This window comes from Polaromonas sp. YR568, from assembly GCF_943369415.1.
GTDB lineage: Bacteria > Pseudomonadota > Gammaproteobacteria > Burkholderiales > Burkholderiaceae_C > Polaromonas.
In genome coordinates this window covers 82298-102203 of sequence record NZ_CALRNF020000019.1, presented here as the reverse complement: position 1 = coordinate 102203, position 19906 = coordinate 82298, and the positions used below count along the sequence as shown (strand labels likewise).

Below are 19906 nucleotides of genomic sequence, written 5' to 3'. Positions count from 1 at the left end.
CTCAGGTGCTGCTCTCGAATCATCTTGACGATCTGCACCTTGAACGCCGCATCGAACGATCGCCTGGTCTTGGCTTTGGTCATTTCTATTCCTCTCAGACATTGATTTCCCTCATCGGGATGTCTTTTGAAATTAGACCAGCACAGCTGTCAGCCCTCACCCCAACCCTCTCCCAGAGGGAGAGGGAGCGAAGAGCCAAGGATAGGACGCGGCGGATCTAAAGCGCCGCCGCTACGCGAGTCCCCTGGTCGATCGCACGCTTGGCGTCCAGCTCGCTGGCTTCGTCGGCGCCGCCTATCAGGTGGGTTTTGACGCCGGCCGCGCGCAACGGCTCCAGCAGTTCGCGCAGCGGTTCCTGCCCGGCGCACAGCACGATGTTGTCGACAGCCAGCACCGTGCCGTCCTGGCGTTTTTCGCCGAAGGTGATGAACAGGCCCAGGCCCGAATCCTGCTCGCCTATGCGTTCGTAGTTGACGCCCGAGAGCATCTCGACGTTTTTCATTTTGAGCGCGGCGCGGTGTATCCAGCCGGTGGTCTTGCCCAGGCCGGCGCCCAGCTTGCCGGGCTTGCGCTGCAGCAGCGTGACGTGGTGCGCGGGCGGTGTGGGCTGCGGGCGCACGACGCCGCCGCGCACTTCGGCCGGGTCGGCCACGCCCCATTCGGCCAGCCAGGCGGGAAGGTCCAGCGCGGTGGAATGGCCGGCGGGCGTGACCAGGAACTCGGCCACGTCAAAGCCTATGCCGCCCGCGCCTATGAGCGCCACGCGCGGGCCCACGGGCTGGCGGCCCAGTAGCACGTCGATGTAGCTGAGCACTTTGGGATGGTGTTGCCCCGGGATGCGCGGGTTGCGCGGCGTGACGCCGGTGGCGAGTACGACCTCGTCGAACTTCTGTGCAATCAGGTCTGCCGCGCTGACGCGCGTGTTCAGGTGCAGGCGCACGCCGGTGCCGCTGATGCGGTTGCCGAAGTAGCGCAGGGTTTCCTCGAACTCTTCCTTGCCGGGCACGCGCTTGGCGAGGTTGAACTGGCCGCCTATCCTGTCGGCCGCGTCGTAGAGGTCCACGCTGTGGCCGCGCAGGGCCAGCGTGGTGGCGGCGGCCAGGCCCGCCGGGCCCGCGCCTATGACGGCCACGCGCTTTTTGGCGGCAGTGATCTTGATGATGAGCTCGGTCTCATGCCCGGCACGCGGATTGACGAGGCAGCTCGCCAGTTTGGCCTTGAAGGCGTGATCCAGGCAGGCCTGGTTGCAGGCGATGCAGGTGTTGATCTCGTCGCGGCGGCCCTGGGCGGCCTTGTTGACGAATTCCGGATCGGCCAGGAAGGGGCGGGCCATGCTGACCATGTCGGCGCAGCCGTCTGCCAGTACTTGCTCGGCCACCTCTGGCATGTTCAGGCGGTTGCTGGTGACCAGCGGGATCGTGAGGCCGGCGGCGCGCAGGTCCGTGCGTAATTTTTTGGTGACCCAGGTGAAGGCGCCGCGCGGCACCGAGGTGGCGATGGTGGGCACGCGGGCTTCGTGCCAGCCTATGCCGCTGTTGATGATGGTGGCGCCGGCCGCTTCGACGGCCTTGGCCAGCAGCACGACTTCCTCCCAGCTGCTGCCGCCGGGGATCAGGTCGATCATCGAAAGGCGGTAGATGATGATGAAGTCGGGCCCCACCGCCTCGCGCGTGCGGCGCACGATCTCGACGGCCAGCCGCATGCGGTTGGCGTAGCTGCCGCCCCAGTCGTCCGTGCGCTGGTTGGTGTGGGTAACGAGGAACTGGTTGATGAAATAGCCTTCGCTGCCCATGATTTCGACGCCGTCGTAGCCGGCCTCGCGCGCCAGCAGCGCGCAGCGGATGAAAGCGCGTATCTGCCGTTCGATGCCGCCGGCGCTGAGCTCGCGCGGCGTGAAGGGCGAGATAGGGCTCTGGATGCGCGAGGGCGCGACGCACAGCGGGTGGTAGCCGTAGCGGCCGGTGTGCAGGATCTGCAGCGCGATCTTGCCGCCTTCGGCGTGCACGGCGTCGGTCACCTGTTTGTGGCGGCGCGCCGCGCCCGAGCTGGCCAGCATGCCGGCAAAGGGTTTGGTCCAGCCGGCGATGTTGGGCGCGAAGCCGCCGGTCACCATCAGGCCCACGCCGCCGCGCGCGCGCTCGGCGAAGTAGGCGGCCATGGCGGGAAAGTGCTTGCGCCCGTCTTCCAGGCCGGTGTGCATGCTGCCCATGAGCACGCGGTTCTTCAACGTGGTGAAGCCCAGGTCCAGCGGGGCGAGCAGGTGGGGGTAGGGGGAAGACCCGGAGGCCAAGGTGGAAGATGGGGTCGCGGCCAAAAGCAGGTCTCCTGTCAAAACTGCCTGCATCGTAGTCGCAAGCTGCGGCCGCTGACAGCCCGGCAGGTACTCTAGGGGACAGGCTCTATCGGGACCGGGGACTTACCCTGAAGCCCTTGCGGTGTTGTCCGACACGCGGGGCAGGGCGGTACTGCTACCTTGGAGCCATGCCTAAAAACACCAGCCCCACACGCGCCAAGACCGGCGAAGGCGCGACCGTGCCGCATCCTGCCCACACTGAACCCGACGACAAAGCCGACGGTAACGATGCCAGCACCCTGATTGAAAACCCGGTGAAGCCCGGGGAGGGCGGCGGCCTTAAACAGCACAGCTTTCCCGACGGCGGCGGCAGCGGCGGCGCTGAAGCGTTCCGGCGGACACCGCGGGGCAAACCTTCACCTGGCGTCTGAACGGCGTTTAACCGGCGTCTGATGAAACTCGCGACCTTCAACGTCAACGGCATCAAGACGCGCTTGCCGCAGTTGCTTGAATGGCTGGAGAAGGAAGCGCCCGACGTGGCCTGCCTGCAGGAGCTGAAAGCGCTGGACGGCGTGTTCCCGCACCAGGCCTTGCGCGAGGCGGGGTATGAAGCCTTGTGGAAGGGCCAGCGTTCGTGGAACGGCGTGGCGATTCTCGCCAAAGGCCAGGCGCCGGTGGAGATACGCCGCGAATTGCCCCGCGACCCGGCCGACGACCAGAGCCGCTACCTCGAAGCCGCGGTGGACGGTATCGTGGTGGCTTGCCTCTACCTTCCAAACGGCAATCCGCAGCCCGGGCCGAAATTTGACTACAAGCTCGCCTGGTTCAGCCGCCTGCATGCGCACGCCAGGGCTCTGTATGCCTCGGGCCATCCGGTGGCGCTGATGGGCGATTTCAATGTGATTCCGACAGACCTGGACGTGTACAAGCCCAAGTCATGGCAGCGCGACGCGCTGATGCAACCCGAAAGCCGCGCCGCGTACGAAACACTGCTGGCGCAGGGCTGGGCGGACAGCCTGCGCGCGCTGCACCCCGACGAGCGTATCTATACCTTCTGGGACTACTTTCGCCAGCACTGGCAGCGCAATGCGGGCCTGCGCATAGACCACATCCTGCTGAACGCGGAACTTGCGCCGCGCCTGAAGGCGGCCGGCGTGGACAGCTGGGTGCGCGGGCAGGAGCATGCCAGCGACCATGCGCCTGTGTGGGTGGAGCTGGGGGTGAATGGAAAAAAGGCGCGGGCGCCGCGCAAGGCCGCCGCCAAAAAAGCGGCGCCGAAAAAACGCGCGGCGGCGGCGAAGCCTTAACGGCTTTTCTTGATGGCCTGCGCGGCCTGGGTGACGAGTTCGGGGCCTTTGTAGATCAGCCCGGTGTAGATCTGCACCACGTCGGCACCGGCCTGGATCTTGGAGACGGCATCGGCGCCGCTCAAAATGCCGCCCACGCCGATGATGGGAAAGCCCTTGCCCAGCGCCGCGCGCAGCTGGGCGATGACGCGGTTGCTGGCTTCCAGCACAGGCGCGCCGCTCAGGCCTCCGGCTTCCTCGGCATGGCGCATGCCCTTGACGGCCTCGCGGTTCAATGTGGTGTTGGTGGCGACCACGCCGTCCATCGCGTGGCGTTGCAGTGTGGCGGCAATGACCGCGACCTGGGCCTCGTCGAGGTCGGGCGCGATCTTCACGAAAATCGGGACGCGCTTGCCGTGCTGCGCGGCCAGGGCTTCGCGGCGCTCGGCGATGCGGCCCAGCAACGCGTCCAGCGCCTCGTCGCTTTGCAGCGCGCGCAGGTTTTTGGTGTTGGGGCTGGAGATGTTGACGGTGACGTAGTCGGCATGCGGGTAGACGCCGTCCAGGCAGATCAGGTAGTCATCGACCGCGTTTTCCATCGGCGTGGCGGCGTTCTTGCCGATGTTCAGGCCCAGCAGCAGGCCGCCTTGCGCGCCCGGCTTGCGCACGCTGGAGCGCCGCACATTGGCCAGGAAGGCGTCCAGCCCTTCGTTGTTGAAGCCCAGGCGGTTGATCAGCGCGTTGGCCTCGGGCAGGCGGAACATGCGCGGCTTGGGGTTGCCGGGCTGGCCCTTGGGAGTGACGGTGCCGACTTCGACAAAACCGAAACCCATGGCGGCCAGGCCGTCTATGCAGCGGGCGTTTTTGTCCAGGCCCGCGGCCAGGCCCACGCGATTCGGAAATTTCAGGCCTGCCAGTTCGATCGGGTCGCTGACGCGGCTGGACAGGTAGGCCAGCGCCAGCGGCGTGCCCTGGGTGCGCGCCAGCGAGGCCATGGTCAGTTCGTGGGCGGTTTCAGGATCCAGTCCAAATAAAAAGGGACGGGCCAGGGCGTAGGGGAGCAGGGACATTGGATAATTCGGAGCAAGTGGCTGTGAAGGCCCGGGCAGCGCAGGCCCGGGCAAGAGCCCTGATTGTCGCAAAACCCCTGTTCACTCCTCCCGCCTCAATTCCCCCAACCTTTCCCAACACTCCCATGACCCAAGACGAACTCAAAACCCTGGTCGGCCAGGCGGCCCTGCACTACGTCGAAGAAGGCAGCATTGTCGGCGTCGGCACCGGCTCCACCGTCAACAAATTCATAGACGCGCTGGCCACCATGAAGGACCGCATCGCGGGCGCCGTGTCCAGCTCGGTCGCCTCCACCGAGCGCCTGCAGGCCCTGGGCATCAAGGTATTCGACGCGACCGACGTCGACGAACTGGGCGTCTACATCGACGGCGCCGATGAGATCGACAACGCGGGCTACATGGTCAAGGGCGGCGGCGCGGCGCTCACGCGCGAAAAAATCGTGGCCGCGCAGTCGCGCAAGTTCGTCTGCATCGCCGACGAGTCCAAGCTGGTGCCGGTGCTGGGCAACTTCCCGTTGCCGGTGGAAGTCATTCCCATGGCCGCCAAACGCATCGCGCGGCAGTTCGCGGCGCTGGGCGGGCAGGCCGTGCTGCGCCTGAAGGACGGCAAACCGCTGGTGACCGACAACGGTCAGCACATCCTGGACGTGACCGGCCTGAAGATCAGCGACCCGCTGGCCTTCGAGTCCCAGGTCAACCAGTGGCCGGGCGTGGTGACGGTGGGGGTGTTCGCCTTCCAGAAGGCCCATGTGTGCCTGCTGGGCGCGCCGGGTGGCGTGAAGACGCTGGTGTTTTAAGGCAGATCCAAGCCCGGACGGCGGAACGCCGGGTGGCTACCCGGCGTTTAAAAGAATCGAAACTGAGTTCAGAACTTGATGCCGGCCGGGTTATCCGCTGGAGGGGGCGGTGGGGCTACCGGTGTGGGCGCCGCTTCGGCTGGGCGCGCCGCGCCATTGCCCGCTACCGCGGGGGCGGTGACGCTCACCAGTGGCGCTGGAGCCGGCGGGCGGTAGTTTGCCGGCAGAACCGATGCCGCAGGATAGCCGGCGGCATTCAGGTATTGGGTCCACTCCGCGTCGGAAAAGCCCTTTAGTTGCTGGGACCCAATGGTGGCAAAGGGCACCGAGGCGTCGCCGCTGATGCGCTGGAGGGCCTTGATGTCATCGCTCGTGGTGACCGTTCTCTCGGAAAACGGGATGCCGCGGTTGATCAGCATGGCACGGGCGCCGCCGCAAGGGCCGCAGTTGGCGCCGGTGTACAGCGTCACGGGGAATTTCGTGGCGACTTGCCGCAGTTCAAAGGGGAGACCGGTGCTTGCCGGGGCGCCCCCGGAACCGGTATTGGCCGTGCTGACCCTGCCAGGAGTGGTTTGGGGCGGCGGCTGGTCGGAAAAGGTCACCTTGCCGTCGGCCCCGATGATGCGGTAGACCTGTTGGGCCTGCGAGAGGGGTGAAAAAAGACTGCCGGCGATAAGGGTGAAGGCCAGCAAGCCATTCGGCGCCAAAGATTTCACAGCGTTTGTTTTCATGGTTCCAGTCGCTCCGGTTGCAGGGATAAAAGACAAATCATCCAGAAATTGGAAGTCTGATAAGTCTACTAACGTTTTCAGGCCATGCCCTGATGACGCAACAGGGCGTCTATCGAGGGTTCACGGCCGCGAAAGGCCTTGAAAGACTCCATGGCGGGCCGGCTTCCGCCCGCCTCCAGGATGGCTTTGCGGTATTTTCTGCCGGTTTCCACGGTGACCGTGGTTTTGCCCGCATCGTCTCCCGCCGGCGAGGGGGAGGCTGTAGCCGTTTCCTCAAAGGCGGCGTAAGCGTCGGCCGACAGCACTTCGGCCCATTTGTAGCTGTAATAGCCGGCGGCATAGCCGCCCGAAAAAATGTGACTGAATGTGTGCGCCGTACGGCTATAAGCCGGCGAGGGGATTACCGCCACCTCCTTGCGCACCTCGGCCAGCAGGCCCATCAGCTCGTCGGCCGGGTTGTGCGAGGTGTGCAGCAGCATGTCGAACAGCGAAAACTCGACCTGGCGCAGCGTCTGCATGCCGCTCTGGAAGTTTTTGGCGGCCAGCATCTTGTCGAACAGCGCGCGCGGCAGCGGCGCGCCGGTGTCGACGTGCGCCGTCATGTGCTTGAGCACGTCCCATTCCCAGCAGAAGTTTTCCATGAACTGGCTGGGCAGCTCGACCGCGTCCCATTCGACGCCGCTGATGCCCGAGACATCGCGCTCGTTGACCTGCGTGAGCATGTGGTGCAGGCCGTGGCCGAATTCGTGGAACAGCGTGGTCACGTCGTCATGCGTGAGCAGCGCGGGCTTGCCGCCCACGCCGTCGGCGAAATTGCAGACCAGGTGCGCCACCGGGGTTTGCAGCTTGCCGGTGTCGGGGCGCAGCCAGCGGGCGCGCACGTCGTCCATCCAGGCGCCGCCGCGCTTGCCGGTGCGGGCCGGCTGGTCGAGGTAGAACTGGCCGACGAGTTCGCCGCCGCGTTCGATGCGGTAGAACTCCACGCCGGGCTTCCACACCGGGGCCGAGTCCTTGCGGATGGCGACTTCAAACAGGGTTTCGACGATTTTGAACAAGCCGGCCAGCACCTTGGGCGCGGTGAAGTATTGTTTGACTTCCTGCTCGCTGAAGGCGTAGCGCGCTTCCTTGAGTTTTTCGCCGACGTAGGCGTAATCCCAGGGCTGGATATCGGCCAGGTTCAGCTGGCTGGCGGCAAAGGCGCGCAGGTCGGCGACGTCTTTTTCGGCATAGGGGCGGGCGCGGCGGGCCAGGTCGCGCAAAAAGGCAATCACTTCGTCGGGCGACTTGGCCATCTTGGCCACCACCGACACTTCGCCGAAATTGTTGTAGCCCAGCAGCTTCGCTTCCTCGAGGCGCAACGCGAGGATTTCTTTCATGATCGCGCTGTTGTCGAATTTGCTGAATTCGGGCGCCGCCTGGTCGCTGGCGCGTGTCGTGTAGGCCTTGTACAGGCTTTCGCGCAGCTTGCTGCTGACGGCGAACTGCATGACGGGCAGGTAGCTCGGCATTTTGAGGCTCAGGCGGTAGCCGGCCTTGCCTTCGGCCTCGGCCTGGGTGCGCGCGGTTTGCAGCACGTCGGCCGGGATGCCGGCGATTTCGGCTTCGGTGGCGTAGTAAGCGAAGGCGTCGGTCGCGTCCAGCGCGTTTTCGCTGAACTTCTGGCTCAGCTCGGCCTGGCGTTCCTGGATTTGCGCGAAGCGTTCCCGGTCTGCGCCCTGCAATTCCGCACCCGACAGCACGAAGTTGCGGATCGCGTTTTTATGCGCCTGGCGCTGCTCGGCGTTCAGGTTGGAGACGTCGATGGCTTTGTACTTGGCATAAAGGCGTTCGTCGGCGCCCAGGCGGGTCCAGAACTCGGTCACGCGCGGCAGGGCCGCGTTGTAGGCGGCGCGCAGCTCGGGTGTATCCGCCACGCTGTTGAGGTGGCTCACGGCGCCCCAGGCGCGGCCCAGGTTTTCGGTGGCCACGTCCAGTACGCCGGAGATGCCTGTCCAGGAGGCCGGGAAGTCAGGCGCCGTGACGGTTTCGAGTGCCGTTTCGGCCTTGGCCATCAGTTCATCGACGGCGGGACCCACATGTTCGGGCTGGATCCGGTCAAACAGCGGGAGGTCGGAAAAATCGAGGAGGGGATTGGTCATGACGTATAGCTGTGGGCGGAAGTCTCGAATCTAAAGGCCTGGGGCCGCGCGGCCACAAGGAATGTGCCTGCCGGGGCCATTTGCCCGTGTTGCCATGCGGCGCCTGCGGGCGCCAGGGCAGGGCGGGCGGGTCAGCCTTGCGCGCTTTTCTTGGCGCTCTTGAGCTGGGGCTTTTTGGCGCGCTTGACGGTGCCGCCCGGCGTGAGGCGCTGGTTGCCCAGCACACGCAGGGTTTTCACCTCGGGCCGCTGGCCGTAGCGTGAGCTGTTTTTCAGCACCTTGACGTCGCGCGGGCCGGGCATGCGGTCTTCATTGACCTTTTTTTCCTTGGGCGGCATGGGGCGCCACAGCACCAGCAGCTTGCCGATGTGCTGGATGGGCGCGGCGTTGAGTTCGTCTGCCAGGGTCTGGAAGATCTCCTCGCGGCCGGCGCGGTCGTCGGACTGCACCCGCACCTTGATGAGCCCGTGGGCGTTGAGCGCGGCGTCGGTTTCCTTCTTGACGGCGGGGGTCAGGCCGTCGGAGCCGATCATCACGACCGCGTTCAGGTGGTGAGCATCGGCGCGGTGATCCTTGCGCTGGGCGGGGGTAAGTTGTATTTGAGCCATGCCCCAATTATCGGGCGAGTCGGGGAGAGGACAATAGGCCCCATGAAAGTAAATGCCAAGACCGGTTTCAAGCCCGGCGTCCAGACCGATGCCAAGGCCGCCGCCAAGGCCGCCGGTAAAACCGCAGTGAAAGCCGGCGGCAAGGGAAAAGTCAACAAGGCGTGGCTGCACGACCACATCAACGACCCTTACGTCAAACTCGCCCAGAAAGAGGGCTACCGGGCCCGCGCCGCTTACAAACTGAAGGAAATCGACGAAACCTTCGGCCTGGTGAAGCCGGGCGATTGTGTGGTCGACCTGGGCAGCACGCCCGGCGCCTGGAGCCAGTATGTGCGGCGACGCCTGTCGCCCACGGGTGCGGCGGCCGGCACGCTCAACGGCCGCATCATCGGGCTCGATTTGCTGCCCATGGAGCCTATCGAGGGCGTGACCTTCATCCAGGGCGACTTCCGCGAGGCCGAAGTGCTGCAGCAGCTCGAGCAGGCCCTGGCCACGCCCGAGGGGCAGGTCCGGGTGGACCTGGTGATTTCCGACATGGCGCCCAACCTCTCGGGCATCGAATCGGCGGACGCCGCCCGCATCGCCCATTTGATCGAGCTGGCCGTCGAATTCGCCCAGAACCGCATGAAGCCGGACGGCACGCTGGTGGTCAAACTCTTTCACGGCAGCGGCTACGACCAGCTCGTCAAACTCTTCCGGGACACCTTCAAGATCGTCAAACCCGTCAAACCCAAGGCCTCGCGGCCAGGTTCGTCGGAAACCTTTCTGGTCGGGCGGGGGCTGAAAAAGAGCGCTTAAGAACCTGGTCACGGCCTAAATGGGGTCGCGTTGGGATTTCACCCCAACCCGGAGGGCAAGCGCCTTCTCGGGCGGTCTGCGGTGTTGCGGCGCTAGCCCATAGATTACTATGGGCATCGCACCGCGCCTTGCATCCCATCCCGATAAGGGGCTTGCGCGACCCCATTTAGGCCGTGAGCAGGTTCTTTGCCCCACAATGAGTGCATCAGGGCCCATCGCGATGGCAAATGTCACGGTGTTGGCGCTCCTAATCCCGCTTTAAACCAAGGGCCGGGACCGGAAAACGCGGTTTTTGCCCTTGAAACGCCTAAAATCAGGCGCATGTGACTTTTGTTCTTACACCGGAGTAGTCCTTGAACAATCAGTGGTTTTCCAAAATTGCAATCTGGCTGGTGATCGCCATGGTGCTCTTCACCGTATTCAAGCAATTTGATACACGTGGCGGCGCCGGTTCCAACTACCTGGGTTACTCCGAGTTCCTGGAAGAAGTGCGCGGCAAGCGCATCAAGGCGGCGACCATCGCCGAAGGCCAGGGCGGCACCGAAATCTCGGCCACCACCGTGGACGACCGAAAAATCCGCACGACGGCGACTTACCTTGACCGCGGCCTGGTCGGCGACCTGATCGCCAACGACGTCAAGTTCGACGTCAAGCCTCGCGAAGAAACCTCCTTGCTCACCTCGCTGCTGATCAGCTGGGGACCCATGCTGCTGCTGATAGGCGTGTGGATCTACTTCATGCGGCAGATGCAGGGCGGCGGCAAGGGCGGGGCGTTCAGCTTCGGCAAGTCCAAGGCGCGCATGCTGGACGAATCCACCAATCCCGTCACCTTCGCCGACGTCGCGGGTTGCGACGAAGCCAAGGAAGAGGTCAAGGAAGTCGTTGATTTCCTCAAAGACCCGCAAAAATTCCAGAAACTGGGCGGGCGCATTCCGCGCGGCCTGCTGCTGGTCGGCCCTCCGGGCACCGGCAAGACCCTGCTCGCCAAGGGCATCGCCGGCGAGGCCAAAGTGCCTTTCTTCTCGATTTCCGGCTCCGACTTCGTCGAAATGTTCGTCGGCGTGGGCGCTGCCCGCGTGCGCGACATGTTTGATAACGCCAAGAAAAACGCCCCCTGCATCATCTTCATCGATGAAATCGACGCGGTCGGCCGCCAGCGCGGCGCCGGCCTGGGCGGCGGCAATGACGAACGCGAGCAGACCCTCAACCAGATGCTGGTCGAGATGGACGGCTTTGAAACCAACGTCGGCGTGATCGTGGTGGCCGCCACCAACCGTCCCGACATCCTGGATGCCGCCTTGCTGCGCCCCGGCCGTTTTGACCGCCAGGTCTATGTGACGCTGCCCGACATCCGCGGCCGCGAGCAGATCCTCAACGTGCACATGCGCAAGGTTCCGCTGGGCCAGGACGTGAACCCGAGCGTGATCGCCCGCGGCACGCCCGGCATGTCCGGCGCAGACCTCGCCAACCTCTGCAACGAAGCCGCCCTGATGGCCGCCCGCCGCAACGCGCGCACCGTCGAGATGCAGGACTTCGAAAAAGCCAAGGACAAGATCCTCATGGGTCCCGAGCGCAAGAGCATGGTCATGCCCGAGGAAGAGCGCCGCAACACGGCTTACCACGAGTCCGGCCATGCGCTGCTCGGCAAGATGCTGCCCAAGTGCGACCCGGTCCACAAGGTCACCATCATCCCGCGCGGCCGCGCACTCGGCGTGACCATGAGCCTGCCCGCGCAGGACCGCTACAGCTACGACCGTGAATACATGCTGAGCCAGATCAGCATGCTGTTCGGCGGCCGCATCGCCGAGGAAGTCTTCATGAACCAGATGACGACCGGCGCCAGCAACGACTTTGAACGCGCCACCGCGCTGGCCCGCGACATGGTCACGCGCTACGGCATGACGGAAGCCCTGGGCCCCATGGTTTACGCCGAAAACGAAGGCGAAGTCTTCCTGGGCCGTTCGGTCACCAAGACCAACAACATGAGCGAGTCGACCCTGCAAAAGGTCGACGGCGAAGTGCGCCGCATCATCGACCAGCAATACGCCCTGGCGCGCAAGCTGATCGAAGAGAACCAGGACAAGATGCACGCCATGGCCAAGGCCCTGCTCGAATGGGAAACCATCGACATGGACCAGCTTGACGACATCATGGCCGGCAAGGAGCCGCGCCCGCCCAAGGACTGGACGCCGCGCAACTCTTCCGTCGGCGGTGGCGGCGGCCCCACGGGCGGCACGCCCGCGGTCAGCACCGACCCGGCGCCTACCGTGGCCTGAGGCCGAGGCCGGTGAGCAACCAGGATTGACTGCCAGGCAGTCGGGAAAACCGGGGCGAGTCCCCGGTTTTTTTCATTTCAGACCGATCCGATGGCTGCGGTAACGCGCGGCACCAAGCTTTATCCTCAACCTGCCCAGCGGACTCACCACCATGATCTGGCAAACCTCCCGCTTCCAAATTGATTTGTCCAGGCCCCGCGTCATGGGCATCGTCAACGTCACGCCCGACTCCTTCTCGGACGGCGGCAAGTACTTCACCGAAGGCAGCGGCTTTGCCAGCGTGTTCGCCCACTGCGACAAGCTGCTCAAGGACGGCGCCGACCTGCTGGACATAGGCGGTGAATCCACCCGCCCCGGTGCGCCGCCGGTGCCGCTGGACGAAGAACTCGCGCGCGTGCTGCCCGTGGTGCGCCACGCGGCCAGGCTGGGCGTGCCGCTCTCCATCGACACCTACAAACCCGAAGTGATGCAGGCCGTGCTTGATCTCGGCGCTGACGTCATCAACGACATCTGGGCCCTGCGCAAGCCGGGCGCGGCCGAAGTGGTGGCCAGACACCCCAGCTGCGGCGTCTGCCTGATGCACATGCACCGCGAGCCGCAGACCATGCAGGTCGCGCCCATGGAGGGCGACGTGGTGCCGCAGGTGCTGGCATTCCTTGAAGCCGCCGCGGCCGGTTTGCAGGCCGCCGGTGTCGATAAATCCCGCATCGTGCTCGACGTAGGTGTGGGCTTCGGCAAAACCGTCGCGCAAAACTTCGCGCTGCTGGCGCACCAGCGGGAGTTTCTTGCGCCCGGCTACCCGTTGCTGGCCGCCTGGTCGCGCAAGTCCTCATTGGCCGCCGTCACCGCCACCTCGCTGGCCTCCGTGGCCCAGCTCGACGTGGCCGACCGCATGGTGCCCAGCGTCGCGGCGGCCCTGCTGGCCGTGGACCGCGGTGCGCGCATCGTGCGCGTGCATGACGTGAAAGAAACTGTTCAGGCGCTCAAAGTCTGGATGGCCGCAAGCTGAGTTTCCAGGTTTTGGCTGACAGGCGGGCAGGGCGGCGCGCCCTAAAATAGCCCCAGATTCTTCAGAACAACATTCACAACAACAAGCTCCACAGGGACAAAACTCCATGACCAGAAAATACTTCGGCACAGACGGCATTCGCGGCACGGTGGGCCAGCCGCCCATCACCCCCGACTTCGTGCTGCGCCTGGCGCACGCCGTGGGCCGCGTGTTGCGCCGCACCGAATCCCGCCCCACGGTGCTGATCGGCAAGGACACCCGCATCTCCGGCTACATGCTCGAAAGCGCGCTCGAGTCGGGCTTCAATTCCGCCGGCGTCGACGTCGTGCTGCTGGGGCCCCTGCCCACGCCGGGCGTGGCCTACCTCACGCGGGCCCAGCGCGCCAGCCTGGGCGTGGTCATCAGTGCCAGCCACAATGCCTATCCCGACAACGGTATCAAGTTTTTCAGCGCCCAGGGCACCAAGCTCGACGACGCCTGGGAACTCGCCGTGGAGGCCGCGCTTGAAGAGCCGCCCGTCTGGGCCGATTCGGCCTCCCTCGGCAAGGCGCGCCGCCTTGACGACGCGGCGGGCCGCTACATTGAATTCTGCAAAAGTACTTTTGCCAACGACCTCACCCTCAAGGGCCTGAAGATCGTGGTCGACGGCGCCCACGGCGCTGCGTACCACATCGCACCCATGGTCTTCCATGAACTGGGCGCCGAAGTCATCGCCATAGGCTGCGCGCCTGACGGCCTCAACATCAACCACGAAGTCGGTGCCACGCACCCCGACGCGCTGATCAAGGCCGTCAAGGCCAACAAGGCCCACTACGGCATCGCGCTCGACGGCGACGCCGACCGCCTGCAGATGGTGGACGCCGACGGCCGCCTCTTCAACGGCGACGAGGTGCTCTTCCTCATGGTCAACGAGCGCCTGGCGCGCGGCGAAAAAGTCCCCGGCACGGTCGGCACGCTGATGACCAACATGGCCGTCGAAGTCGCGCTCAAGAAAAAAGGCGTCGAGTTCGTGCGCGCCAAGGTCGGCGACCGCTACGTGCTCGAAGAACTCGACAAGCGCGGCTGGCTGCTGGGCGGCGAAGGCTCGGGCCATTTGCTTGCGCTCGACAAGCACACCACCGGCGACGGCCTCATCAGCGCGCTGCAGGTGCTGCAGGCCTGCGTGCGCAGCGGCAAGACCATTGCCGAACTGCTGGGCGAAGTCGTGCTGTTCCCGCAAACCCTCATCAACGTGCGCCTCAAGCCCGGCCAGGACTGGAAGAGCAGCAAGGAACTGGCCGCCATGAGCAAAACCGTGGAAGCCGAACTCGGCGACTCCGGCCGCCTGTTGATACGCGCCAGCGGCACCGAGCCGCTGCTGCGCGTGATGGTCGAGGCGCGTGATGCGGCCCAGGCGAAGAGCTGCGCCGAGCGGGTGGCGGATACGGTGCGCAGCTAGCCCGTTCACAAGCCAGATGGCACCCGGACCGCGCAGGCCTGCGCGGATGAGTTTCGCGTTGCGGCCGAAGCGACCTGGGTGATGGCCGATCCCGGCTGAGAATCCGCAAAAATCCCACAACGATTGTCGACCGCAAGACAATTTGCAAATGGATGCCTGAACGGCACTGATAGCCTGAGCACCAGCTTCGGGCCGGCTGCGATTTTCCAGAACTCCGGCCCGCAAGGCCCGGCCTCCCGGCCGTGCAAAAACCGCTCAAGCCCGTTCATGCCATGAAACCCACGATCCGTGCTCGCCCTGGTGCGGGCCACAAGAAGCCCGAAACGCCAAAACCTCCACAGGCGCCGCGGCGCCGCTACCTGTTTGTCCACCAGAACTTCCCGGGGCAGTTTGTCCATGTGGCCAAGGCCCTTGCGGCCCAGGGGCACCAGGTCCTGGGGCTGGGCATCACGCCGCGGCCGGTGGACGGTGTGCAACTTGTGCGCTACCAGCTTCCCACCTTCAAGACGCCCAGCCAGCTGGCGTTGGTCCGCAATTTTGAGGTCAAGGCCTTGCACGGCCAGGTATGCGCACAGGCCATGCAACAGCTTGCCGACCAGGGATTCAGTCCCGACCTTGTCGTGGCGCATCCCGGCTGGGGCGAGGCGCTTTTCTGCAAGGATGTCTGGCCGGGCGCCAGGCTCATGGTGTTTTCCGAGTTTTACTATTCCGCGCGGGGCCGCGATTATGGGTTTGACCCGGAGTTTTGCCGTGAAAGCCTGTTGGCACATTGCGCTTTGCGCTTGAAGAACACCGCCCTGCTGCATGCCTTGAGCACGGCGGATACCGCGTACGCGCCCACCGAGTGGCAGCGCCGGCAGGTGCCGGAGGAATACCGCGGCAAAGTCCGGGTCATCCACGACGGCATAGACACCAACGTGGCCAGACCCGATCCGGGCGCCCGGTTTTCCGTGGCCGGCACAGGCCTGGAATTCAAACCCGGCGACGAAGTCCTGACCTACATCAACCGCAACCTGGAGCCCTACCGCGGCTTTCACATCTTCATGCGGGCTTTGCCGGCCATCCTGAAAGCACGTCCGCATGCGCATTGTGTGCTGGTGGGCGGCGACGAAGTGAGCTACGGCACCAGGCCTGCGGGCGGCGGCACATGGCGCGAAGTCCTGCTCAAGGAGGTCGGCGGGCAGCTGCCGATGGACCGCGTGCATTTCGTCGGGACACTGCCTTATGCGCGCTACCTCGAGCTGCTGCAGGTGTCACGCTGCCACGTGTACCTGACCTATCCCTTTGTCCTTTCATGGAGTTGCCTGGAGGCCATGAGCGCGGGCTGTGTGGTGGTCGCCAGCCGTACCGCGCCTGTCGAGGAGGTCATGGCACACGGCGTCAACGGCCTGCTGTTTGATTTTTTCGACGTGCGGGCGCTGGCCGATACCGTTGTGGACGTTCTTGCCGACCCGGCCGCCCATGCGCACCTGGGGCATACGGCACGCCAGGCCATGCTGGCGCGTTTTGACCTTGCCACCCGCTGCCTGCCTGAATTGCTGGCGCTGGTGGAGGAGGCATTGAAGGTCTAAACGGCCTGCATCAAGCGTGCCCGCTCATCCGGCGTGAGCACCCTGGGCGATACACGCGATGTCCCAGTCTGCGGGTCAAAGAACGGCGTGTTCTTGTAGCTGCCGTCCAGCCTTGCGCGTATCAGCCTGGCCATGAAGCGCAGGATGGACACGGTGGTGCTCGCCGCCATGGCCTTGGGTGTGCCCTTGGCACTCTTCATGCCGACCCGCATGCGCACGGGGCCGAAGGCGCTGTCCAGGCTGGCGGATGGATCTTGCAGGCAGTTGTGCAGCAGGCCGACGTGCGAAACCTTGAAGTCGCGCGAGGTATTGCCGATGGGCGTGTTGCAGCAGCTGGCGTACCAGCGCAGCATGCCCTTGTCGCTGAGGGACATGCAGGCCAGTTTCTCCACACCCTGGATGAAACTCACGTATTGGGGCAGCGTGGCAACCACGTCCGATCCGCCCATCTCATCCAGAATCTCATCGGCCTTGCCCAGGAAGTGCGCATAGGCCTGGCAGTCCTTGCAGTAGCAGACGCCGCGGCATACGGATTCGGTATGGCTGACGTGGCCTTGTAGAGTGCCGCATTGGCAGCGCAGGGGGTGGTTCATGGGGAGAGCTTACACACGAATCCGGTCTTCAGGCCAGCCATCGACAGACGCAACTTCTTCCGTCTTGAAGTCCCCGGGCAGCACGATCTCCAGCATTTCAATGTCCGCGCTGTGGCCGACTTCCCGGTGGCGGATCTCAGGCGGCTGGTGCACGCAGGAGCCGGCTTCGAGCCGGACTATGCCCTGGCCCTCGTATTCGAATTCGATCCATCCCTTGAGCACGTAGACGAGCTGGAAAACCGTCTTGTGAATATGTGCCTGGCCCGAAAAATCGGTGCCCGCCGCCGCGCGTATGACATGGGCCTCAACCCGCCCCTCGGTGGCCTGTTTGATTCCCAGGTCGCGATACTCAAAAAATGAACGAAGCCCGCGCTCGAAGGTCGCGCCATCGGCGTGGGAGACGACAAATCCTTGGGTGCTCATGGGTTCTCCTGTCCGGTGAGGGTGAGACCTGTATCAGCCGGTGGGGCTTTTCGTGCTGCGGAGCATGTGCAACGCCAGCAAGCACAGCACCACCGCCAGCAAAAGGGCGGCGGCAAACACTTCCGAAAGAATGGTGACGTTGGCCATCAGGGGGTGCAGTTCGATGGGCGCCAGCGCATAGTGGCCCAAACCGTCAAAGCCCAGCGCGGCGTAAACGGCCACCAGCAACAGGCCCGTCGCCACGTATCTCTTGTGCATCAGCAGCAAACCCGTCACGCCCACGGATGTGATGGCAGCCCACACCGCATACACCTGCGCACGCGTGAGCCATGCCGGCAGGTTCGGGTATTGACAGATGAACTCGGCGTTGTGGCTGAAGTGGCCGAGGCTGGCGAGAAAATAGGTCGCCGTCAGCGCCAGGAGAACTTTCGGCAGCCCCCGCATCGTCCCCGCCATGCTCAAGCCAGCGTATACGCCGTCTTCACCGTCGTGAAAAACTCCTGCGCATACTTGCCCTGCTCGCGCGGGCCGTAGCTCGATCCCTTGCGGCCGCCGAACGGCACGTGGTAGTCCACGCCGGCGGTGGGCAGGTTCACCATGACCATGCCGGCCTGGCTGTGGCGCTTGAAGTGGGTGGCGTATTTGAGGCTGGTGGTGGCGATGCCGGCCGACAGACCGAAGGGCGTGTCGTTGGCGGTGGCCAGGGCCGCCTCGTAGTCTTTCACGCGGATGATGCTGGCGACCGGGCCGAAGATTTCCTCGCGGTTGATGCGCATGCCGGCCGTGCTTTCGCTGAAGAGGGCCGGCTGCATGTAAAAACCTTCGGCGCCGCTGCCCGTGTGGCAGGGGATGCGCGCGCCGCCGAAGGCCAGCGTGGCACCTTCGGCCTTGCCGATTTCGATGTAGCTCAAGTCCTGCTCGAGTTGCGCCAGCGAGGACACCGGGCCCACGTCGGTGCCGGCCGTGAGGGCGTCGCCCACCTTGATGCGTGCCATGCGTGCCTGCAGCGCTTCGACGAAGGCCGGGTAGATGCCGTCGGTCACGATGAGGCGGCTGGACGCCGTGCAGCGCTGGCCGGTCGAATAGAAGGCGCTCTGCGCGCTGAGTTCAACGGCTTGCGTGAGGTCCGCGTCGTCGAGGATGACCTGCGGGTTCTTGCCGCCCATTTCGAGCTGCACTTTTTTGAGGTTCTTCGCGCAGGCCTCGGCGATGCGGCCGCCCACGCCGACCGAGCCGGTGAAGCTGATGGCGTTGACACCCGGGTGGTTGACCAGCGCGTCGCCGATCACGCGGCCCGGGCCCATGACCAGGTTGAACACGCCGGCCGGAATGCCGGAGCGCGAGATGATTTCGGCCAATGCCCAGGCGCTGCCGGGCACCAGGTCGGCGGGCTTCAAGACCACGCAGTTGCCAAAGGCCAGCGCGGGGGCGATTTTCCAGGCCGGAATGGCGATGGGGAAATTCCAGGGCGTGATCAGGCCGACCACTCCCACGGGCTCGCGCGTGATCTCGACGCCTATGCCGGGGCGCACTGAGGGCAAGGTCTCGCCCGACAGGCGCAGGCATTCACCCGCGAAGAACTTGAAGATGTGGCCGGCGCGTGTGGCCTCGCCTATGCCTTCGGGTTTGGTCTTGCCTTCCTCGCGCGAGAGCAGGGTGCCAAGTTCTTCGCGGCGCGCGAGGATCTCGGTGCCGATTTTGTCCAGCGCGTCCGAGCGCGCCTGTATGCCCGAGGTAGCCCAGGCCGGGAAGGCCGCCTGCGCCGCCTGCACCGCCGCGTCCAGCCCGGCCGCATCGGCCTGCGCGTACTGGCCTATCACGTCCGACAGATTCGAGGGATTGAGGTTGGGGCTGGCGCTTGTGCCTTCGACCCATTTGCCGTTGATGAGGTTGCGGTGCAGCGTGTCGGTGGAGGGGGTCGAGGTGGTCATGGATGTCCTGAAGGGCGTGTCGGTTTTAGCGGGCCCATCGCAGGACCAGGGGGTCCAGCCGGCGGGCGGTTTCAAGGAGGCCGGCGCGCACCGCTGGGTGCATTTTGGGGAAGGGGTGGCGCGGCGCTTCAGACGCAATGATGCCACCTTCTTTCATCAGCGCCTTGGCCGTGAGGATTCCCCCCTGGCGGTTCTCGTAATTGATCAGCGGCAGCCAGCGTGTGTATTCAGCGACGGCCTCCTCGCGTTGGCCGGCCGTCCAGGCGTCCATGATGCGGCGTATGCCGTCCGGGTAGCCGCCGCCCGTCATCGCGCCTGTCGCGCCGGCCTCCAGGTCGGGCAGCAGGGTGATGGCTTCCTCGCCGTCCCAAGGGCCTTCAATCGCGTCGCCGCCCAGGCGTATCAGCTCGCGCAGCTTGGAGGCCGCGCCCGGCGTCTCGATCTTGAAGTAGGCGACGTTGCGTATCTCCTTGGCCATGCGCGCGAGGAAGGCGGCCGAAAGCGTCGTGCCGCTGACGGGCGCGTCCTGGATCATGATGGGAATGTCGATGGCGGCCGACAGCGTGGCGAAGAATTCGTGGATCTTTTCTTCCGTCACGCGAATCGTCGCGCCATGGTAGGGCGGCATCACCATGACCATGGCCGCGCCCAGGTCCTGCGCGCGCCGGCTGCGTTCGGCGCAGACCCTGGTGCCGAAGTGCGTGGTGGTCACGATCACCGGCACGCGGCCCGCCACGTGCTGGAGGATGGTCGCGGTCAGGACTTCGCGCTCTTCGTCCGAGAGCACAAACTGTTCGGAGAAGTTTGCGAGTATGCACAGGCCCGTTGATCCGGCATCAATCATGAAATCGACGCAGCGCTTCTGGCTGGCAAGGTCCAGCTCGCCCGCGTCGGTGAAGGTGGTGGGCACCACCGGAAACACGCCCTGGTACCTGGCCGTCATG

Annotated in this window: 19 protein-coding genes; 9 read left to right on the top strand and 10 right to left on the bottom strand. The window is 65.0% G+C overall.

Going from position 1 to position 19906, the window contains the following annotated elements:
• Positions 1-221: hypothetical protein (locus ACLV74_RS13720; protein WP_411879948.1), on the top strand; the 221-nt coding region annotated here is incomplete at its 5' end.
• Here the strand turns inward: ACLV74_RS13720 and ACLV74_RS13715 are convergent.
• On the bottom strand, positions 218-2344 hold the full coding sequence (locus tag ACLV74_RS13715; protein WP_411879947.1) for an FAD-dependent oxidoreductase: 2127 nt from the start codon (positions 2342-2344) through the stop codon (positions 218-220). The genes ACLV74_RS13720 and ACLV74_RS13715 overlap by 4 nt on opposite strands.
• A 137-nt stretch (positions 2345-2481) precedes the next feature.
• On the opposite strand from ACLV74_RS13715, the gene ACLV74_RS13710 reads away from it, so the two are divergent.
• Together ACLV74_RS13710 and xth are read left to right on the top strand one after the other, a co-directional pair.
• Positions 2482-2724 carry a hypothetical protein gene (locus ACLV74_RS13710; protein ID WP_411879946.1) on the top strand — a complete coding sequence of 81 codons (243 nt, stop codon included), beginning with the start codon at positions 2482-2484 and terminating at the stop codon, positions 2722-2724.
• A 21-nt stretch (positions 2725-2745) separates the two neighbouring features.
• Positions 2746-3600 carry an exodeoxyribonuclease III gene (gene xth, locus ACLV74_RS13705; protein WP_411879945.1) on the top strand — a complete coding sequence of 285 codons (855 nt, stop codon included), beginning with the start codon at positions 2746-2748 and terminating at the stop codon, positions 3598-3600.
• Here xth and ACLV74_RS13700 read toward each other — a convergent pair.
• A complete protein-coding gene (locus ACLV74_RS13700; protein ID WP_411879944.1) occupies positions 3597-4649 on the bottom strand; it encodes a quinone-dependent dihydroorotate dehydrogenase in 1053 nt (350 codons plus the stop codon). The two genes, xth and ACLV74_RS13700, sit on opposite strands and share 4 nt — an antisense overlap.
• 125 nt (positions 4650-4774) lie before the next feature.
• Between ACLV74_RS13700 and rpiA the strand changes: the two genes are divergently transcribed.
• A complete protein-coding gene (rpiA, locus tag ACLV74_RS13695; protein WP_411879943.1) occupies positions 4775-5446 on the top strand; it encodes a ribose-5-phosphate isomerase RpiA in 672 nt (223 codons plus the stop codon).
• Positions 5447-5514: 68 nt separating this feature from the next.
• Here rpiA and ACLV74_RS13690 read toward each other — a convergent pair whose 3' ends face one another.
• The 3 genes from ACLV74_RS13690 to ACLV74_RS13680 form a co-directional block, all read right to left on the bottom strand.
• A complete protein-coding gene (locus ACLV74_RS13690) occupies positions 5515-6177 on the bottom strand; it encodes a glutaredoxin family protein (protein ID WP_411879950.1) in 663 nt (220 codons plus the stop codon).
• A 77-nt stretch (positions 6178-6254) separates the two neighbouring features.
• Positions 6255-8315, bottom strand: coding sequence for a M3 family metallopeptidase (locus tag ACLV74_RS13685; RefSeq protein ID WP_411879942.1), 2061 nt, complete (start codon positions 8313-8315; stop codon positions 6255-6257).
• Between the two features lie 131 nt (positions 8316-8446).
• Positions 8447-8923 carry a YhbY family RNA-binding protein gene (locus tag ACLV74_RS13680; protein ID WP_411879941.1) on the bottom strand — a complete coding sequence of 159 codons (477 nt, stop codon included), beginning with the start codon at positions 8921-8923 and terminating at the stop codon, positions 8447-8449.
• 42 nt (positions 8924-8965) lie between these two features.
• On the opposite strand from ACLV74_RS13680, the gene ACLV74_RS13675 reads away from it, so the two are divergent.
• The 5 genes from ACLV74_RS13675 to ACLV74_RS13655 all read left to right on the top strand — a co-directional run bounded on the left by ACLV74_RS13675 (position 8966) and on the right by ACLV74_RS13655 (position 16015).
• Positions 8966-9721 carry an RlmE family RNA methyltransferase gene (locus tag ACLV74_RS13675; RefSeq protein ID WP_411879940.1) on the top strand — a complete coding sequence of 252 codons (756 nt, stop codon included), beginning with the start codon at positions 8966-8968 and terminating at the stop codon, positions 9719-9721.
• Between the two features lie 353 nt (positions 9722-10074).
• Entirely contained in the window at positions 10075-11997 is a 1923-nt protein-coding gene (ftsH, locus tag ACLV74_RS13670) for an ATP-dependent zinc metalloprotease FtsH (protein WP_411879939.1), read from the top strand.
• Positions 11998-12148: 151 nt separating this feature from the next.
• A complete protein-coding gene (gene folP / locus ACLV74_RS13665) occupies positions 12149-13006 on the top strand; it encodes a dihydropteroate synthase (RefSeq protein WP_411879938.1) in 858 nt (285 codons plus the stop codon).
• A gap of 106 nt (positions 13007-13112) precedes the next feature.
• A complete protein-coding gene (gene glmM, locus ACLV74_RS13660; protein ID WP_411879937.1) occupies positions 13113-14444 on the top strand; it encodes a phosphoglucosamine mutase in 1332 nt (443 codons plus the stop codon).
• Positions 14445-14716: 272 nt separating this feature from the next.
• Positions 14717-16015: a glycosyltransferase gene (locus ACLV74_RS13655; protein WP_411879936.1), complete on the top strand. Its 1299-nt coding sequence runs from the start codon at positions 14717-14719 to the stop codon at positions 16013-16015.
• Here the strand turns inward: ACLV74_RS13655 and ACLV74_RS13650 are convergent.
• From ACLV74_RS13650 to ACLV74_RS13630, 5 genes are read right to left on the bottom strand one after another with little or no spacing between them, the layout of a single operon-like run.
• Positions 16012-16608, bottom strand: a complete 597-nt coding sequence (locus ACLV74_RS13650; RefSeq protein ID WP_411879935.1) for a DUF6151 family protein — start codon at positions 16606-16608, stop codon at positions 16012-16014. The genes ACLV74_RS13655 and ACLV74_RS13650 overlap by 4 nt on opposite strands.
• 9 nt (positions 16609-16617) lie before the next feature.
• A complete protein-coding gene (locus tag ACLV74_RS13645) occupies positions 16618-17031 on the bottom strand; it encodes a cupin domain-containing protein (protein ID WP_411879934.1) in 414 nt (137 codons plus the stop codon).
• 33 nt (positions 17032-17064) lie between these two features.
• On the bottom strand, positions 17065-17475 hold the full coding sequence (locus ACLV74_RS13640) for a hypothetical protein (protein ID WP_411879933.1): 411 nt from the start codon (positions 17473-17475) through the stop codon (positions 17065-17067).
• 14 nt (positions 17476-17489) lie between these two features.
• Positions 17490-18962, bottom strand: coding sequence for an aldehyde dehydrogenase family protein (locus ACLV74_RS13635; protein WP_411879932.1), 1473 nt, complete (start codon positions 18960-18962; stop codon positions 17490-17492).
• A gap of 25 nt (positions 18963-18987) precedes the next feature.
• The gene (locus ACLV74_RS13630; RefSeq protein WP_411879931.1) at positions 18988-19905 is read right to left on the bottom strand and encodes a dihydrodipicolinate synthase family protein; all 918 of its coding nucleotides are present in this window, start codon (positions 19903-19905) and stop codon (positions 18988-18990) included.
• Between the last annotated feature and the right edge of the window lies 1 nt (position 19906).

Bases quoted from the DNA above. Each gene is read 5' to 3' on its own strand.
- ACLV74_RS13715 (WP_411879947.1), bottom strand. From the start codon at position 2,344: ATGCAGGCAGTTTTGACAGGAGACCTGCTTTTGGCCGCGACCCCATCT.
- ACLV74_RS13710 (WP_411879946.1), top strand. From the start codon at position 2,482: ATGCCTAAAAACACCAGCCCCACACGCGCCAAGACCGGCGAAGGCGCG.
- xth (WP_411879945.1), top strand. From the start codon at position 2,746: ATGAAACTCGCGACCTTCAACGTCAACGGCATCAAGACGCGCTTGCCG.
- ACLV74_RS13700 (WP_411879944.1), bottom strand. From the start codon at position 4,649: ATGTCCCTGCTCCCCTACGCCCTGGCCCGTCCCTTTTTATTTGGACTG.
- rpiA (WP_411879943.1), top strand. From the start codon at position 4,775: ATGACCCAAGACGAACTCAAAACCCTGGTCGGCCAGGCGGCCCTGCAC.
- ACLV74_RS13690 (WP_411879950.1), bottom strand. From the start codon at position 6,177: ATGAAAACAAACGCTGTGAAATCTTTGGCGCCGAATGGCTTGCTGGCC.
- ACLV74_RS13685 (WP_411879942.1), bottom strand. From the start codon at position 8,315: ATGACCAATCCCCTCCTCGATTTTTCCGACCTCCCGCTGTTTGACCGG.
- ACLV74_RS13680 (WP_411879941.1), bottom strand. From the start codon at position 8,923: ATGGCTCAAATACAACTTACCCCCGCCCAGCGCAAGGATCACCGCGCC.
- ACLV74_RS13675 (WP_411879940.1), top strand. From the start codon at position 8,966: ATGAAAGTAAATGCCAAGACCGGTTTCAAGCCCGGCGTCCAGACCGAT.
- folP (WP_411879938.1), top strand. From the start codon at position 12,149: ATGATCTGGCAAACCTCCCGCTTCCAAATTGATTTGTCCAGGCCCCGC.
- glmM (WP_411879937.1), top strand. From the start codon at position 13,113: ATGACCAGAAAATACTTCGGCACAGACGGCATTCGCGGCACGGTGGGC.
- ACLV74_RS13655 (WP_411879936.1), top strand. From the start codon at position 14,717: ATGAAACCCACGATCCGTGCTCGCCCTGGTGCGGGCCACAAGAAGCCC.
- ACLV74_RS13650 (WP_411879935.1), bottom strand. From the start codon at position 16,608: ATGAACCACCCCCTGCGCTGCCAATGCGGCACTCTACAAGGCCACGTC.
- ACLV74_RS13645 (WP_411879934.1), bottom strand. From the start codon at position 17,031: ATGAGCACCCAAGGATTTGTCGTCTCCCACGCCGATGGCGCGACCTTC.
- ACLV74_RS13640 (WP_411879933.1), bottom strand. From the start codon at position 17,475: ATGCGGGGGCTGCCGAAAGTTCTCCTGGCGCTGACGGCGACCTATTTT.
- ACLV74_RS13635 (WP_411879932.1), bottom strand. From the start codon at position 18,962: ATGACCACCTCGACCCCCTCCACCGACACGCTGCACCGCAACCTCATC.
- ACLV74_RS13630 (WP_411879931.1), bottom strand. From the start codon at position 19,905: ATGACGGCCAGGTACCAGGGCGTGTTTCCGGTGGTGCCCACCACCTTC.